Annotated in this window: 17 protein-coding genes; all 17 read right to left on the reverse strand. The window is 48.2% G+C overall.

Going from position 1 to position 17,157, the window contains the following annotated elements; all coding sequences use genetic code 11:
* Nucleotides 1-209: 209 nt before the first annotated feature.
* Nucleotides 210-1,229 carry a tRNA dihydrouridine synthase DusB gene (gene dusB, locus MHI01_RS18325; protein WP_036606100.1) on the reverse strand — a complete coding sequence of 340 codons (1,020 nt, stop codon included), beginning with the start codon at nucleotides 1,227-1,229 and terminating at the stop codon, nucleotides 210-212.
* 98 nt (nucleotides 1,230-1,327) lie between these two features.
* Nucleotides 1,328-1,522, reverse strand: a complete 195-nt coding sequence (locus MHI01_RS18330) for a helix-turn-helix domain-containing protein (protein WP_036668438.1) — start codon at nucleotides 1,520-1,522, stop codon at nucleotides 1,328-1,330.
* Entirely contained in the window at nucleotides 1,483-2,031 is a 549-nt protein-coding gene (folK, locus tag MHI01_RS18335; RefSeq protein ID WP_315372210.1) for a 2-amino-4-hydroxy-6-hydroxymethyldihydropteridine diphosphokinase, read from the reverse strand. Before folK ends, MHI01_RS18330 begins: the two co-directional genes overlap by 40 nt.
* A gap of 9 nt (nucleotides 2,032-2,040) precedes the next feature.
* Nucleotides 2,041-2,403: a dihydroneopterin aldolase gene (folB, locus tag MHI01_RS18340; protein WP_036606103.1), complete on the reverse strand. Its 363-nt coding sequence runs from the start codon at nucleotides 2,401-2,403 to the stop codon at nucleotides 2,041-2,043.
* A gap of 117 nt (nucleotides 2,404-2,520) precedes the next feature.
* Nucleotides 2,521-3,384, reverse strand: a complete 864-nt coding sequence (folP, locus tag MHI01_RS18345) for a dihydropteroate synthase (RefSeq protein ID WP_340983794.1) — start codon at nucleotides 3,382-3,384, stop codon at nucleotides 2,521-2,523.
* Entirely contained in the window at nucleotides 3,381-4,265 is an 885-nt protein-coding gene (locus MHI01_RS18350; protein ID WP_100528136.1) for an aminotransferase class IV, read from the reverse strand. Before MHI01_RS18350 ends, folP begins: the two co-directional genes overlap by 4 nt.
* Before the next feature lies 1 nt (nucleotide 4,266).
* A complete protein-coding gene (gene pabA / locus MHI01_RS18355; protein WP_036606106.1) occupies nucleotides 4,267-4,842 on the reverse strand; it encodes an aminodeoxychorismate/anthranilate synthase component II in 576 nt (191 codons plus the stop codon).
* A gap of 60 nt (nucleotides 4,843-4,902) precedes the next feature.
* Entirely contained in the window at nucleotides 4,903-6,510 is a 1,608-nt protein-coding gene (locus MHI01_RS18360; protein WP_340983795.1) for an anthranilate synthase component I family protein, read from the reverse strand.
* A gap of 140 nt (nucleotides 6,511-6,650) precedes the next feature.
* Entirely contained in the window at nucleotides 6,651-7,589 is a 939-nt protein-coding gene (gene cysK / locus MHI01_RS18365; protein WP_036668448.1) for a cysteine synthase A, read from the reverse strand.
* A 334-nt stretch (nucleotides 7,590-7,923) separates the two neighbouring features.
* Complete coding sequence (locus MHI01_RS18370; protein ID WP_101315030.1) at nucleotides 7,924-8,874, reverse strand: peptidyl-prolyl cis-trans isomerase; 951 nt, start codon at nucleotides 8,872-8,874, stop codon at nucleotides 7,924-7,926.
* Between the two features lie 23 nt (nucleotides 8,875-8,897).
* Nucleotides 8,898-9,788, reverse strand: coding sequence for an Hsp33 family molecular chaperone HslO (hslO, locus tag MHI01_RS18375; protein WP_036606110.1), 891 nt, complete (start codon nucleotides 9,786-9,788; stop codon nucleotides 8,898-8,900).
* Nucleotides 9,789-9,891: 103 nt separating this feature from the next.
* Nucleotides 9,892-10,662, reverse strand: a complete 771-nt coding sequence (locus MHI01_RS18380; protein WP_036606111.1) for a type III pantothenate kinase — start codon at nucleotides 10,660-10,662, stop codon at nucleotides 9,892-9,894.
* Nucleotides 10,663-10,668: 6 nt separating this feature from the next.
* Nucleotides 10,669-11,535, reverse strand: a complete 867-nt coding sequence (nadC, locus tag MHI01_RS18385) for a carboxylating nicotinate-nucleotide diphosphorylase (RefSeq protein ID WP_076254636.1) — start codon at nucleotides 11,533-11,535, stop codon at nucleotides 10,669-10,671.
* Entirely contained in the window at nucleotides 11,532-13,172 is a 1,641-nt protein-coding gene (gene nadB / locus MHI01_RS18390) for an L-aspartate oxidase (RefSeq protein ID WP_076329919.1), read from the reverse strand. Before nadB ends, nadC begins: the two co-directional genes overlap by 4 nt.
* Before the next feature lie 35 nt (nucleotides 13,173-13,207).
* Nucleotides 13,208-14,146 carry a quinolinate synthase NadA gene (nadA, locus tag MHI01_RS18395; RefSeq protein WP_036606114.1) on the reverse strand — a complete coding sequence of 313 codons (939 nt, stop codon included), beginning with the start codon at nucleotides 14,144-14,146 and terminating at the stop codon, nucleotides 13,208-13,210.
* Nucleotides 14,147-14,445: 299 nt separating this feature from the next.
* Complete coding sequence (gene ftsH, locus MHI01_RS18400) at nucleotides 14,446-16,491, reverse strand: ATP-dependent zinc metalloprotease FtsH (RefSeq protein WP_036606115.1); 2,046 nt, start codon at nucleotides 16,489-16,491, stop codon at nucleotides 14,446-14,448.
* Nucleotides 16,492-16,591: 100 nt separating this feature from the next.
* A complete protein-coding gene (gene hpt, locus MHI01_RS18405; protein ID WP_017691352.1) occupies nucleotides 16,592-17,131 on the reverse strand; it encodes a hypoxanthine phosphoribosyltransferase in 540 nt (179 codons plus the stop codon).
* Nucleotides 17,132-17,157 lie beyond the last annotated feature (26 nt).

Here is a 17,157-nt window from a genome sequence, read left to right on the forward strand (position 1 = left end):
GCAACGGAATCAGTGCTTGTTACAGAGCTCCGCTCGCATACATCTTCAAAACTATATGAAGTTCTCCAGAGGAATAGAATATTCCTCCTGATGCTATATCCTTATTAACGCACATGGCGAATTTATACTGAGAAATTATAGGGGAACGATCTCGAAAAGTCAATGTTACGTCCCCTATAGGTGTAAACGTTTTAAAGATGCGTTTATAATTAAGATGCATTTCCGGCGATTACCGGTTCTGACTCCAAATTACCTTCGCTTTTCAGCTGACTCACAAAGTTCTCCAGAATCTGTACCATCTCGTCCCGCTTGGTTCCTTCCATAATAACATCCTTGATGCGGGCAGATCCTTTCAGGCCTTTCAAATACCAAGCCAGATGTTTACGCATCTCGCGTACGGCAACTGTCTCATTCTTCAATGCGATCAGGCGATCCATATGCAGGATGGCAACACGGATCTTCTCTTCGCCATTCGGGTCAGGAAGCAATTCCCCCGTGCTTAAGTATTGAATGGTACGATACAGCATCCATGGGTTACCCAGGGCGGCACGACCGATCATAACTCCGTCACAACCCGTTTCATCCAGCATACGGCGTGCATCCTCTGGTGTATGGACATCACCATTGCCGATCACTGGGATAGAGACAGCTTCTTTTACATCTTTGATGTGTGACCAGTCAGCTGTGCCTGTATAGAGTTGCTCACGCGTACGGCCGTGTACACTTACCGCCTGTCCACCAGCACGTTCAACCGCGAGCGCATTCTCCACCGCGAAGATATGCTCGTTATCCCAGCCGATACGCATCTTGACCGTCACCGGCTTCTCCACCGCGTCCACAACAGCGGATACCATCTCATAGATTTTGTTCGGATCAAGCAACCAACGTGCACCGGCATCACATTTCGTTACCTTTGGCACAGGGCATCCCATGTTAATATCGATGATGTCTGCATTGGTTTCTTTGTCCACGATTTTGGCTGCTTCTACAAGGGAATCACGATCTCCCCCAAAAATCTGAAGGCTCAGCGGTTTCTCACGTTCATCTACAAACAACATCTCACGTGTACGCTGGTTGCCATGGACAATGGCTTTGCCACTCACCATCTCCGCGCATACGAGACCTGTTCCGAATTCTTTTGCGATCAAACGAAAAGCCGGATTACATACGCCAGCCATCGGCGCAAGTACGACCTGGTTTTTCATTTCAATGCCACCAATGTTAAGCACGGTAGTCGTTCCACTCCTTTTTTAATTCTGTATATATATCACGATATAAAGTTTGATCGGTGTCTTGGTTGTTGTAACATGGCGAAACCGAAACGGTCCTAGTTGCCCCGCAACTCCTCGATACTGATTGCCAGCACACCAGCAATTCGATCGAGTTCTTGCTGTGATACCTTACGGTTTCCCCGTTCAATGGTTCCCAGAATGGCCAGCGAGATGCCGGTCTCGGCCGCAAGTTCATGTTGTGTTAAACCTTTTAGCTTCCGGAATGCCCGGATTCGGTTGGCCAATTGCATGTTTTCCAAAGCTGTATTCCATCCTTTCCATCCAGTACAGACAACGATGAGTGTACAAAGGTATACAAACCTGAAATCTCGCCCTCCGGTACGATATCCGACAGTGGGACCAGCACAAAAGCCCGTTCTCCCATACGAGGATGAGGCAATTGAAGCAATTCGGTATCTCGCGTCTCACCTTGCATCCAGAGCAGATCCAGATCAACGGTGCGCGGTCCCCAGCGAATATCACGAACACGGCCAAGCCGATTCTCGATATCCAGTAATTCCGTGAGCAATTGCTCTGGTGTCAGCATCACCTGTACGGCGACTGCCATATTCAGAAATGCAGGCTGATCTACATATCCTACAGGCTCCGTCTCATATAGTGCAGAACAACGCAGAACGGATATATGAGGGTGTTCATCCAGCAAAGACAATGCTTCAAACAGCGTCTGTTCCCGGTCACCCAAATTGGCCCCTAAAGCAATATAAGCCTCTGAAGATTCAGAGGTCGAATGTGCAATCATGATCGGTTCTCACTTTCTTGTGCGGCGAAGCTCTACCGTTACGCCCTCAAAATGAATATCGAATGGCGGATGTGGCTTCGTCACCTTGACTGTCAATGCATTGATAATAGTATAAGTGTCTAGTAAAGAAGATGCAATATGTTCGCCCAAAGCTTCAATTAACTGGAATGACTTATTCTCTACAATCTGTTTTACCAGCTCATGGATCTCCGCATAATTAATCGTTTTGGTCAGATCATCGTTACGTCCGGCCTCACCCAGGTCCATATCAATCTCCAGATCAATATAGTACCGCTGCCCAAGCTTCCGTTCTTCTGCAAAAACACCATGATATCCGTAATACTCCATACGATGCAATACCATTCTATCCATACGATCCGCCTGCCCTCTATATATATTGAAATTTTAATCTATTTGAAGTCATGCCTTAGCTTCGCCTTTGAAAAACGCTGCGCTTCCACTGGACGGGTCACCAGGGACCCGCCAACATTATTTCCTCCGTATACCCGGAGAAGCATATAACATGGCATCACACATGTCTGCCGTCCGCCGAATCGGCTTCACATCATGAACCCGAACCATCTGGCACCCTTGGGCAATGCCAAATGCAACGGTCGCAGCGGTTCCTTCCAATGCATCATCCGCCCCGACATCCAGGGTGTTCTGGATGAATCTTTTGCGTGAGGTGGCTAGCAGAACGGGATACCCCATTTCATTGAGCAAACCGAGCGATGACATGAGCTTCAGATTTTCTCCGAGATCCTTCACAAAACCAATGCCCGGGTCCAGGATAATTTGCTCTGCTTTCACGCCAGCTGTTAACGCAATCTGTATGCTCTCCTGCAAATCGCTCACGACATCACTCAGATAATCGGTGTAATTCCGATCCTGCCGATTATGCATCAAAATGATGGGACACCCCAGCTCTGCTGCCGTGCGGGCCATATCTGGATCTGTCTTGGCACCCCACACATCATTAATAATATGAGCACCGGCCAGAATAGCCTGACGTGCAACATCGGCCTTATACGTGTCTACCGATATCGGAATGTGCGGGGCTTGCTGATGCAATGCTTCAATAACCGGAATAATCCGGCTAAGCTCTTCATCGGCGCCCACAATATCTGAACCTGGCCGGGTGGACTCCCCGCCGATATCAATCAGGTCCGCCCCATCCTCCATCATCTGCTTGGCATGGGCAACCGCCCGCTCCACGTTGGTATAACGTCCACCATCCGAGAACGAGTCAGGCGTGACGTTAAGAATGCCCATAATCTGTGTTCTTGTACCCAGCTTCAATTCAGCTGGCCCCCATGCATAGTTCCGTTCATAGATGACAGGTGTAAGTGTCATGAAGTATACCCCGCTTTCTGCCGGTACATACCCAGAAGGACTGCTGTAACCGGGCCAATATGTCCGTTGCTAATTATCGTTTCGGCTCCGTCCTGATCCCGCAGAGTTGTCACCGGAACCAGTTCGGCCACCGAGCCGGTTAGAAATATTTCATCTGCTTGCAGGAGATCCTCCCAGGAAGCTAACGTTTCTATGCAGGGGATTCCTTGCTGCGAGGCAATCTCCATTACCACAGCTCTCGTGATACCCGGCAGAATGCCGGTTGAGAGTGCTGGCGTGTAGAGAACATTTTCCCGTACCCAAAACACATTGCTGACGATCCCTTCCGCTATATGACCATCCCGGGTTAATTGTAGCCCTTCTGCACCCTGCACATGCTGCCCGTATCCATTAAGCTCCCGTTTCGCCAGAATACTGTTCATGTAATGCAGCGACTTGAACCGAACTTCTCCTTCGGGCGTGTTGCGAGGTGTAGACAACCGTTGAATCATTTTTCCACTCTCATATAAAGAGGGAGAAGGATCAGGTAATGCTTTTGCCAGTAAAATATGATTCGGCTTCGAATAATCACCAGAAGGTAAGCCTAGCGGTGCTTCACCGGCTGATACCGTGTATCGCACATACGCATCCCGAAGTCCGTTCGCATCCATCAAACGTTGAAGCCCACCTGTCACCTCTGCGGCGGTCGTTGTAAAAGGAATGCCAAGTTCCTTACACCCCGAAGCCATGCGCTCCAGATGCCGTTCCAAAAGATATGGGACACCTTGATACGTCCGGAACGTCTCAAACAGTCCAAGTCCGTACAAAAAGCCGTGATCCGTTACAGGAACCACGGCCGCCGCCATATTGACCAACTCTCCGTTTATCGCGGCATATTGCATGTTAAACCTTCACTTGTTGGGACAAAAAGTTACGAAGCATCTGATGACCATGGTCTGTAATAATGGATTCCGGGTGGAATTGAACCCCTTCAATCGCATATTCTTTGTGGCGCAGACCCATAATCTCACCTTCAGCTGTCTCCGCTGTAATCTCCAGGCAGTCAGGCAAGCTGCTGCGCTCGACAATCAGGGAGTGGTAACGGGTAGCTGTGAATGGAGATGGCAATCCGGCAAAGACCGATGTCCCGTTATGGTGCATCTCGGATGTTTTGCCGTGCATCATACGCTCCGCACGAATGACATTGCCACCAAACGCTTGTCCAATGGACTGATGCCCCAGGCACACACCAAAGATCGGAATGCTTCCCTTGAAATGATCAATGACTGCCAAGCTAATGCCTGCTTCATTCGGTGTACACGGGCCCGGAGAGATCAGAATATGATCAGGTGCCAGTGCCTCTATGCCTGCCAGATCAATCTCGTCGTTGCGGCGAACTTCCACCGTCTCACCCAGTTCACCCAGATATTGAACCAGGTTATACGTGAAAGAATCGTAATTATCGATAACCAGTATCATATGCCTGCTCCTCCTCATCTTCCGTCAATGCAAGTGACGGTTGCTTCGTTTTATTTTAGTTTAGTTAACAGCTTCTGTTCTTTTCGCTTGTTCTTGTTCAATAGCTCTGCTTGCTTCCGCCTCTTCGCTGTAATTCACAGCTCTCATCATGGCTCTTGCCTTGTTGCGGCATTCCTTGTATTCCCGATATGGATCGGAATCAATAACAATCCCTGCCCCGGCCTGTACATAACCAATACCTTCCTTAATGGCAAGTGTACGAATGACGATGTTCAATTCCATATTCCCACTGTAATCCATCCACCCGATGGAACCCGTATAAGGCCCACGCCGCACAGGCTCAAGTTCCTCGATAATCTCCATGGTGCGGACTTTTGGGGCTCCTGTAATCGTTCCACCCGGGAATGTCGCAGCGATCACATCAAATACGGATAACCCTTCTGCCAGCCTGCCTTCCACCTGGGAAACGAGATGCATGACATGGGAATACTTCTCGATGGTCATCAATTCAGGCACATGAACCGAACCGTAGGCTGCAATCCGTCCGATATCATTCCGTTCCAGATCAACGAGCATAATATGCTCCGCCCGTTCCTTCTCACTGCTGAGCAGTTCATCCGCCATAGCTTTGTCCTCTGCTTCATCCCGGCCCCTTCTTCGGGTCCCTGCGATGGGACGTGCACTGACTTTGCCATTCTCCACTTTGACCAGAAGTTCGGGAGAACCACTTACCAGTTGAAAGTCTGGACTACGCAGCATACCCATATATGGTGATGGATTCACAAGGCGCAGCCATTCATAAATATGCTCAGCGCTCGAATGAAGACGCTTTTCCTGTCTTAAGGACAGATTCACCTGGAACACATCGCCCTGCCTGATATATTCCTGTACCGTACGCACAGCTTGTTCAAAGTCCTCCTGGGGAAAGGGGGTTTCCCATCCTTCCGATTCCCTTTCCGCATCTTCAGGCTGCGGGGTACGATTGACCTGCTTGTTGCGGCGTTCCAGTGCCTGTTGTTGTTCCTCAGCCTGTGCAGCCCCCATAATATGAAGCCAACGTTTCTGCATCGCTGTCGCTCGTGCTTCTGCCGCTGAATATAGACTACGGATATCAGTTTCGTTCCGGTTAGGCTCTATAGCCAGATGAACCATGCAGAAAAGTGCCTGCTGCTCATGGTCATACGCCCATATTTCTTCAAAGCGCATCCACCAATAATCCGGCAGAGCCGGGTTATCCTCAGCCAAATCTGGGAGCTTCTCCAATGATCTTGCTACATCGTAGCTGAGATAACCTGCGTATCCACCCCCAAAGTCTGGAGCCCCATTAACCTTGGGTGCACTATACGGGGCAGTCCATCTCTTCAATACATCAAGCGGCTTGCCGCTGTCCGTCGAGGTGGCTCCTTGCGTCACATCATGAATAACCGCTTCTTGACCCTTGCCGGAAATAACGGATACGGGGTCTAACCCCAGAAATGTATATCTCCCGCCTTTGCCATTCTCCAGCACAATTGCGTATGGTGACGCCTGCTTCCAAGCTGCCTCCCACGATAACGGTAAACCGCCATGATACGGTCCCTCATCCGACTTCGTGATATAGGGCATCATGGTCCAGCCTTGTTCAGCCCACTCCATCCAGTCGGCGTATGTTGTCATCAGGTGTGTCATTGCGGTGTGCCGCCCTCCATCTGTCGCTAGTTCTATTGTCTGATAGTATACTAAAGCGCCGCCCCTTTTAAAAGCATTACGCCAAAAATCCTCCATACCCGTCATACGGGCAAGGAGGATTGGTTTTGTCATTTGTAGACTTAGCCTTCGAAGTTGTAAAGAGGTGTGCTGAGGTAACGTTCGCCGTTACTTGGCACGATTACGACCACGCGCTTGCCTTCACCCAACTGTTTCGCAACCTGAAGACCTGCACGGATCGCCGCACCGGAAGAAATACCAGACAGAATGCCCTCTTCCTTCGCTACCTGACGAGCCGTCTCGAATGCATCATCATTCTCAATGTGAATGATCTCATCATAGATTTCCTGATCCAGAATCTCAGGGATAAAGTTGGCACCAATCCCCTGGATCTTATGTGGTCCTGGTTTGCCGCCCGCCAGAATTGGCGAAGCTGCTGGCTCAACCGCAACAATTTTAATACCAGCAAAAGCTTCTTTCAGCACTTCGCCTGTACCTGTAATTGTTCCACCTGTACCGATTCCTGCAACGAAAGCATCCAACGTACCGCCTACAGATTGAATTGCTTCAACAATCTCAGGGCCAGTCGTTTCACGGTGGATCTTCACGTTGGCTTTATTTTTAAATTGCTCAGCCATGAAATAGGAAGGGTTTTCTTTCAGCAGTTCTTCGGCTTTTTTAACAGCACCATTCATACCTTCAGCTCCAGGTGTAAGCACAAGCTCAGCACCATACGCACGAAGCAAGTTACGACGCTCCAAGCTCATCGTCTCAGGCATTACAATAACGGACTTGTAGCCTTTGGCTGCAGCCACCATCGCGAGTCCAATTCCCGTGTTACCACTTGTTGCTTCAATAATGGTATCACCTGGTTTTAGCTTGCCTTCTTTTTCCGCTTCTTCCACAATGCTAATTGCGATACGGTCTTTCACGCTTGAACCTGGATTCTGGTACTCCAGCTTCACGAATACTTCAGCACTGCCTTCAGGTACGATACGGTTCAGACGAACAAGAGGAGTACCTCCGATGAGTTCTGTTACGTTATTAACTACTTTAGCCATATGAATGCCCTCCTTAGTGGATGAATAAAACTTGAGTCCTTTTGTGCGGCCGGTAGCCTCTAGCTGTTATAGAAGAACTGCGGAAATCCTGTTAATCCTATCCCTTACTGCCAAGATTTCTAGCAGGGCGGAGGTTTCCGAAAGTTTCTTTGTTCATAAATAAATCTTTTATATCCGAGTAAACGAGTAGGTATTTATTATTTTCATCTTATCAACGTTAACCCTTATTGTCAATATGAGTACTCAAAAAAAATACTCTGCCTTTGGCCCTAAGACCGCAGACAGAGTATTTTTATCAAGATGCAGCAGTACTATACAATCTTCTCCATTGAATTCAGGAGGCAGGAATCTCGGACAGGATTACGGCTTCATACTTGTTACGCAGCATTTGCTCTACCTGCGGCAACGGATCAGCCTGACTCAGAGCCAGTTCCATTCGAATCTCCTCACGGACTTCTTCGGCAGATTGCACCTGGCGTTCTTCTTTATCATTAAGTCTGATAATAACATAACCTTCTTCCACTCGAACCGGTCCGGCAATATCGCCTACATCCAGCCCGGCAGCAAGTTGAAGGATTTCTTCTGACTGGAATGGATCATTCCGCTCAATCCACCCCAGCCTCCCACCAGCATCACGAGAGAAGCTGTCTGTCGATTGCTTGCGAGCAGCTTCTTCAAAGTCCTCCCCCTTCTCCAACGCATCCAGTAAGGAATCGGCTTCATCTTCTTCCTTCACTACGATGATGGACAAGTCATATTTCTCGGGGGAAACGTAATCCTCACGGTGTTCAGTCCAGTAATGCTCAATATCTGCATCCTTGATCTGTATGCCGATCGTTGCGATTTTCTCAAGCAGCAGCCTGTAGCCGGCTTCCAACTCAAGTTCCTGTTTCGACAGGCCCAATTGAGACTTCATTTCGTCAAAATATGATTTCTCTGAATCATACCCATCCATCGCGGCGGCAAGTTCTCTTGCAATCTCTTGGGGAGTGACGATCAGCTTGCGTTCGATTGCTTCGGCATATACTGCTTTACGGTTTAACATCTGGAGTAATAACTCACTGCCGTAACGTCGTTTTAGCGCATCGGTCCACTCTTTGTCCGTGATAACTTCTCCGTTGATCGTCGCTACGGTGCTTCCTTCTTCCGTATTAGCATCATGGGATGCATCTGCCTCGTCTTTGCCCTGTCTGAGACCATGCATAGCCATCACACTACCCATGACCAGCATACCTAGCGTCAAGACAATTACAGCCGTCCACAACCCTTTTTCCTGTCTTGTCATTCCGCATCCCGTCCCCGCATAGATCAGTTCTTGGCTTGCTCTAGGATGGTCTCAAGTTGTTCTTTGTTAAAGTCATAGGCTTCATTACAGAATTGGCAGACCACTTCAGCCTGGCCCTCTTCTTCAATTAATTGCTCCATCTCCGTTTGGCCCAGGCTGATTAGTGTCTTCTCTACCCGCTCACGTGAACACTCACAGCTAAAATGAATATCCAATCCTTCCATCACTTGTACATCTGGCAACAATCGGCGAAGCAACTCTTCCAATTCAAGTCCCTGCTCCAGCAACGTCGTCACTGGCGGCAACGTACTAATGGCGTTTTCGATCGCCGTGATCTCTGGATCTGTCAATCCCGGCAACAGCTGCATAATGAATCCACCTGAGACAATAACGGAATTATCCGTATCAACGAGCACACCAACGCCTACAGCAGAAGGGGTTTGCTCCGATTGAGCAAAGTAGTACGTGAAGTCTTCGCCCAGTTCTCCTGAAATAATAGGCACACTGCCACGATATGGCTCTTTCAGTCCCAAATCCTTCGTTATGTTGATGAAACCTTCCGTTCCAACTGCGCCTGCAACGTCCAGTTTTCCCACACTATTGCTTGGCAAATGTACATGCGGATTAGAAACATATCCTCGTACTTCGCCTTTCGCATTGGCATCAGCTACAATCTGTCCAATGGGCCCATCACCATTGACTTGTACCGTTAACTTCTCTTCACCTTTGAGCATTGCACCCATAATGGCTGCTGTTGTAACCGTACGCCCCATGGCAGCTGTAGCCGTGGGAAACGTATCGTGTCTTCTGCGTAGTTCCTCAACCAGTTCCGTAGTCTGGATAGCAAAGGCTCTTACCTTTCCATTCATTGCTGTACCACGAATTAACCGGTCATGCTTGTTGTTGTTTTCCAAGTCATTCAGCCTCCTTTGGCGTATCGCCATAATAGTCGTAACACAGAAAAAACGGCACAACACTTAAGCTGTAATCTCAGCCCGCTGTATGCCGTCACTATGCTCACCTTTCCCGGTTCCGCTCATATATAATACGCAGCCCTTCAAGCGTAAGCAGCGGATCAACTTCCTCTATACTACGGGTTTCTTCTGCGATAAGTGTAGCGAGACCACCCGTCGCGATAACTCGGGGCTTCGCTCCCATCTCCTCGCGAATACGTTCTACAATACCATCCACCTGCCCTGCATAGCCATATATAATACCCGCTTGCATGGCATGAATAGTATTACGGCCAATGACCTTTTTAGGTTTCTCCAGCTCTATACGAGGCAACTTGGATGCCCGCTCATAGAGCGCTTCAGTGGCGATCTGAATGCCAGGTACAATAGCTCCCCCCAGGTAGTGACCTTTCTCGTCAATACAGTCAAAGGTCGTTGCAGTACCGAAATCGACCACGACGAGAGGGCCGCCATACTTCTCAACGGCTGCCACTGCATTAACAATACGATCTGCACCCACTTCACGAGGGTTCTCGTATCGCAGGTTCAAGCCAGTTTTGATACCAGGCCCAACGAGCAAAGCTTTTTTGCCTACATACTTCTCACACATCGCTTCGATTACATTCACCAGTGGCGGAACCACAGATGAGATGATGACACCTTCGATGTCACTTGCCCTGATGCCGGACATATGAAATAAATTATAAATCAATACGCCGTATTCATCCACTGTAGACTGACGTGATGTACTCAGACGAAAGTGGTGCAGCAATTCCCGGCCTTGATATACGCCGAGCACCATATTGCTGTTCCCCACGTCTACAACTAAAATCAAAGAGGTTCACCCCTCTTTCTTTTCATTTAAATCCAGACTAATATCCAGGCTCTCAAAGGAATAGGTTAACCTGCCAACCGAAATTACATCCACACCACTCTCTGCAATACCACGAATGGTCTGAAGAGACACGTTACCGGATGCTTCAACCTTCACATGAGGAGCCTGTTCACGAATAAGTTCAACCGCTTCACGCATCCGCTCTGGATGCATGTTATCCAGCATAATGATATCTGCCCCGGCTTGCAAGGCTTCTCTCACCTGCTCCAGATTCTCAGTCTCCACTTCAATCGTCATCGTATGTGGGATAACGGTTCGCGCACGCTGTACCGCCTCGGTGATTCCGCCTGCACCCTTGATGTGGTTATCCTTAATCATAACGGCATCGTACAGTCCAAATCGATGATTCGCTCCGCCACCCACGCGCACCGCGTATTTCTCAAGTAGTCGGTGGCCCGGCGTTGTCTTACGTGTATCCACGAGCCTGGTCTCAAGACCATCCAGCACATCCACGTAGGCACGCGTACGCGTAGCTATTCCGGACATACGTTGCAGCAAGTTAAGTGCCAGTCGTTCCCCCGTAAGCAGTGAATGTGTACTTCCCTCTACCTCGGCCAAAATCGTGCCATGGGTAACCTTGTCTCCGTCTGTTACCTTCGGTGTAAATACAAGATCAGGATCAACGACTTGAAATACAAGTTTAGCTACGGTCATGCCTGCAATAACACCATTGTCTTTGGCGTGTATAATGGCCTTGGATTGGTTGCCTGCTGGAATCGTCACACTTGTTGTAACGTCACCTGCACCAACATCTTCACGAAGCCAGTTTTTGATTGATTCGATAAGCCCTTCATTATATCCATTCAGTATCATGACATCAATTCCTCCACAATCGCTTGTTCTCGCTGCTGCAGACTATGCTTCTGCCACACGATATCATCACGTGCCGGGAAATCCTCACGATAGTGAGCCCCCCGACTCTCCTCGCGATGTAATGCACCGCTAGTAACTAACCAGGCACAGGTCAGAAGGTTGGCATACTCCAGCTCTTCCTTATGCGTGAGTGTCTGATCAAAAAATTGCAATTCCTGTTGCAACTTGTCCATGGCCTTCTGCAGGTCCTCACCATTCCGGCGCAAACCTACCTGACGAACCATCATTTTCTGTAGTCGTAAACGTCTTTCAGATATAGGTTTTTGCTCTTTCATGATCTTGCTATTCATGTTATTCATGTCCACAGATGAAGGCGTAGCCCCTCTTGCTTGTAATAAACCAAGCGGAGGGAGAGATTGAATACGATCAACAATTCTCCGCCCAAATACAATCGCTTCTGATAAAGAATTGCTTGCCAGGCGGTTGGCTCCATGCACTCCTGTAGAAGACACCTCGCCACAAGCAAATAATCGGGAGATGTTGCTCTCTCCACTTAAATCCGTTTTCACTCCACCCATCATGTAATGGGCAGCAGGTGCAACGGGAATCCAGTCCGTTGTCATGTCTAATCCATAACGCATACAAGTCTCATATATGGTAGGGAACCGATGCTTGATCATCTCTGGCTGTTCATGTGTAATGTCCAAGTACACAAAGGTACTGTTGGTGGACTCCATCTCACTAACAATCGCTCGTGCCACGATATCGCGTGGGGCAAGTTCAAGCTGGGCATGATAACGATCCATGAAGCGCTCACCCTTCACATTGCGCAAATATGCTCCTTCGCCGCGTACGGCTTCTGACACAAGGAAACGCGGGGCCCCAGGGTAACATAGAGAGGTGGGGTGGAATTGGATAAATTCCATGTCACGAACAATAGCCCCAGCCCGATAAGCCATGGCTACACCATCGGCAGTAGCTACATCCGGATTCGTCGTGTATCGGTACAGTTGTCCTGCCCCACCAGAACAAAGAACGGTTGCCTGTGCCTTCACGAACACTTGCGATCCGTCATCCTTCTGAACCAGAGCGCCAATGCATTCCCCTCGATCTCGATCCGTAATCAGGTCAACAACAAAATGCTCATCCCATACTTCAATCCCAGGATGTTCATTCACTTCAACAGCAAGCGCACGTACAATCTCATATCCCGTTGCATCTCCGTTGGCATGCAAAATACGGCGGTGGCTATGCGCACCTTCCTGCGTCAACGCCAACTCGCCGTTCTCCAGATCAAATAAAGTACCCAAACGAATCAGTTCCTTCACTCCGTCGGGACCCTCATTCACCAATACCTCTACCGCTTCGGAGCGGCATAAGCCCGCTCCTGCTACAAGTGTGTCCTGCAAGTGGTAAGCAGGCGAATCATCCTCAGCAATAACCGCAGCGATGCCTCCCTGCGCATATCTGGTGTTACTTTCAAGTAATGACTTCTTTGTGATCATTAATACACGTTGTTGTTCGCTTGCCTTAATGGCAGTAAACAAACCAGCAATCCCTGAGCCTATAACCAGTACATCCGTCTCTACCATGGGTAGCGCAGACAGATCAAAATCAACTAAATATTGCGGTATCATGTTATTCACCTGTCTTGGAGCAAGAGTAGCGCATCCTACTTTACCAACAACATGCGCTCTAGCGATTCTCTGGCTTTGTCGGCAACGGCCGGTGGCACGTAGATTTGCGGCTTCATCGTTTCCAGGCATTTCACCAGTTTCTTCAAGTTGTTCACCTTCATGTTGGGACATACGAGGAACTTGGTAGCAAAGTGGAACTGTTTATCCGGACTATCCAGACGAAGCTGATATCCTGTACCATCTTCGGTACCTACGATAAATTCCTTCGCTGATGAATTTTTGCAATACTCCAGAATAGCTGTTGTGCTGCCTACAAAATCACCCATTTCTACAACCTCAGGGCGACACTCTGGATGGACAACAAACTCCGCATTGGGATGCTTGGCTCTCATCTCCACCACATCTTTGACTGTAAGCATATCGTGAGTGTTGCAGTAACCTTCCCATATAATCATTTTCTTGTCTGTATGCTGCTGCACATAATGTCCCAGGTTTTTATCCGGTACCCAGATAATTTCGTCGGAATCCACCGATTGAATAACCCGGACTGCGTTCGCTGATGTACAACAGATGTCAGTCTCTGCTTTGATCTCAGCCGAGGAATTGATATACGTAACCACCTTGGCATTAGGATGTTGTGCTTTCAATTTGCGTAGTCCATCCACATTCACCATATCTGCCATTGGGCAGCCCGCACGTTCGTCCGGGATAATAACTGTTTTATTTGGCGCAAGAATTTTAGCGCTTTCACCCATAAAATGAACACCACAGAAAACGATCACATCCGCATCTGTCTGTGCTGCCTTCTGGGCTAACAGAAATGAATCTCCACGGAAGTCGGCAACCTCCTGTACTTCGTCACGTTGATAATAATGGGCAAGAATAATGGCATTACGTTCCTTTTTCAACACCATAAGCCGCTCACGCAGCTCGCGGTTCATCTCAGCCTTGCGCTCTAAAGCCAGAGCTTCCACCTGTGATCCTCTCCTTTATCGGGACAGCGTCATGCGCTGTTTCGTGGGCTAACCTAAGTCGTTATCTTCGCTTGAGAAACGAATCACAAGCGGTTTAACAACTAATTTACACAACGTTCACGACTCTGTCAATAAATGAAAAAGGCCCGGGACAGCGCTGTAACCACCTGTTTGCTAACTGGTTCGCCATCTAACTCCCGTTTATCTTTATCTATCCTCTTTTAAAATAATGGATAAAAAAAGAGAGCCTCGAGGGCTCTCTTGATTTCACCTGCTATCATAGCCAGATGTATTATGCATTAAGACGTTGGCTTCGTTCCGCCATCATCCGGGTTATTGTTATTACCCTTTTCCAGATTCGGAGCTTCGTTTGGAATATCTCCGGCTGGTGGCTCAGGCGTTTCATCTTTACCTTGAATACGAACACGCACATCACCGATGGTGTCGATGATTGGCTCTCCGCCTTCAGTTGGTGTGCCTTCACCATCATTGTCATTCTCTGCTTTTGGAGTCAAAGAACCTGTTTCGATCAATTGCTTGATCTGATCCATTTCCAAAGTCTCAACCTCAAGCAAAGTTTGAGCGATCAGGTGCATCTCTTTTGAATGTTTAACAAGCAAGTCCTTACACTTCTCATAACAGTCATTAATAAAGCGTTGCATTTCCTGATCAATCTCGTAAGCAATGGAATCCGAGTAATTCTGTTCATGACCGATATCCCGACCAAGGAATACCTGTCCTTGTGAACTTCCGAATTGCATAGGTCCCAATTTCTCACTCATACCGTATTCCATAACCATGCTGCGAACAATACCTGTCGCTTGCTGGAAGTCACTGTATGCACCAGTACCAATTTCTCCGATGAACAATTCTTCAGCTACACGACCCCCGAGAAGTCCGGTTACTTTATCCAGCAATTCCTGCTTGGTAACCAGCATACGGTCTTCTTTTGGCAACATGATTACATATCCACCCGCACGTCCGCGCGGAATAATGGTCACTTTATGTACCATATCAGCATGTTCGAGGAAGTATCCAACAATGGTATGACCTGCTTCGTGATAAGCAACGATTCGTTTCTCGCGATCACTGATGACACGGCTTTTCTTCTCCGTACCAACGATGACACGGTCAATCGCTTCGTCAACTTCCTTCATGGAAATATCTTTACGGTTACGACGCGCTGCAAGCAATGCCGCTTCGTTCAAGAGATTCTCCAAATCCGCACCAGAGAAACCTGTTGTACGCTTCGCGATAATATCCATCTTCACATCTTTGGTCAGTGGTTTATTACGGGAATGTACTTTCAGGACAGCTTCACGACCTCTTACATCAGGGCGGTCAACCGTAATTTGACGGTCAAAACGTCCTGGACGCAGCAAGGCAGGGTCCAAAATATCTGCACGGTTCGTTGCGGCAATGATGATGATACCTTCATTAACTCCGAATCCGTCCATCTCAACGAGCAACTGGTTGAGTGTCTGTTCACGTTCATCGTGACCACCACCAAGACCAGCACCACGCTGACGTCCTACAGCATCAATCTCATCGATAAAGATGATACATGGGGCATTTTTCTTCGCATTTTCAAACAAATCACGAACACGTGATGCACCGACACCGACAAACATTTCCACGAAGTCGGAACCTGAAATAGTGAAGAATGGTACACCCGCTTCACCGGCTACGGCACGAGCGAGCAATGTTTTACCGGTACCTGGAGGCCCTACGAGCAATACGCCCTTAGGAATCCGCGCACCTACTGCTGCGAATTTACGAGGGTCCTTGAGGAAGTCTACAACCTCAACAAGTTCCTGTTTCTCTTCGTCAGCACCCGCAACATCTTCAAATGTAACCCGCTTCTTCTCTTCGTTGTAGAGACGAGCACGGCTTTTACCAAAGTTCATTACTTTACCGCCGCCGCCTTGAGCCTGATTAAACAGGAAGAAGAACAGCAGGAACATAATGATCAAAGGAATAAAGGAAGTCAGCAACGTCAACCAGATGCTGTCACCTTTCATTGGCTCCTGATGATATTGGAAATTGTTAGTTTCACTTGCAGCTACAAGCTCACTAATTGCCTCATCCGTAGGAGGAATATACGTTGAGAAATTTTCTGATTTGGCGCCATCAGGTGCCTTCTTGTATTGACCGGTCACGAGATACGTTTGACCGTTGAATTGAACCGTCAATTCAGAGACATTGTTGGCTTTGATCGCTGCACGCAACTGATCATATCTAGGATTATCGGTGGCTTCGCCGCCATTGCTGACGAACTGGACTATCCCCACCACAACTAAAAAAAGAATCAAATAAAAACCAGAATTCCGGATGAACCGATTCATCCCCTACCTCCTCTCGAGACACTTTAATTATTTTAACATAGCCCGACATGGCTTCTCAACAGAAGCCAAGAACAGCTCAAGGCTTGGGTCGGGCAGGATATTAGCTACTATAGACTTCCGGCTTCAAAATCCCGATATAGGGCAGGTTCCGGTACTTCTCCGCAAAATCCAAACCGTAACCAACGATGAACGCGTCAGGAATGTCAAAGCCTGTGTAATGAGCTTCCAACTCAACTTTACGGCCTGAAGGCTTGTCGAACAGCGTAACCACTCGCACCGACTCGGCACCGCGGTTTTCTAGCAGTTCAATCAGATAGCTGAGTGTAAGTCCGCTGTCGATAATATCTTCGACAATCAGAACTTCCCGTCCTTCTACGGATACATCCAGATCCTTAATGATTTTGACAACACCTGATGACTTGGTGGAAGCGCCGTAACTGGATACTGCCATAAAATCCATTTCAACAGGTACCGTTATGTTTTTAACCAAATCAGCCATAAATATAAACGCACCCTTGAGCACACAAATGACCAAAGGATTGCGATTTGCATATTCGGCACTTAGTGTTGCGCCTAATTCCTTGACTTTACTCTGAATTTCTTCTTCACTGATCAATACTTCCTGAATGTCGTTCTGCAACTGTGCGAACCTCCTAAGTTATACTA

The organism is Paenibacillus sp. FSL M7-0656 (assembly GCF_038003225.1).
GTDB lineage: Bacteria > Bacillota > Bacilli > Paenibacillales > Paenibacillaceae > Paenibacillus > Paenibacillus amylolyticus.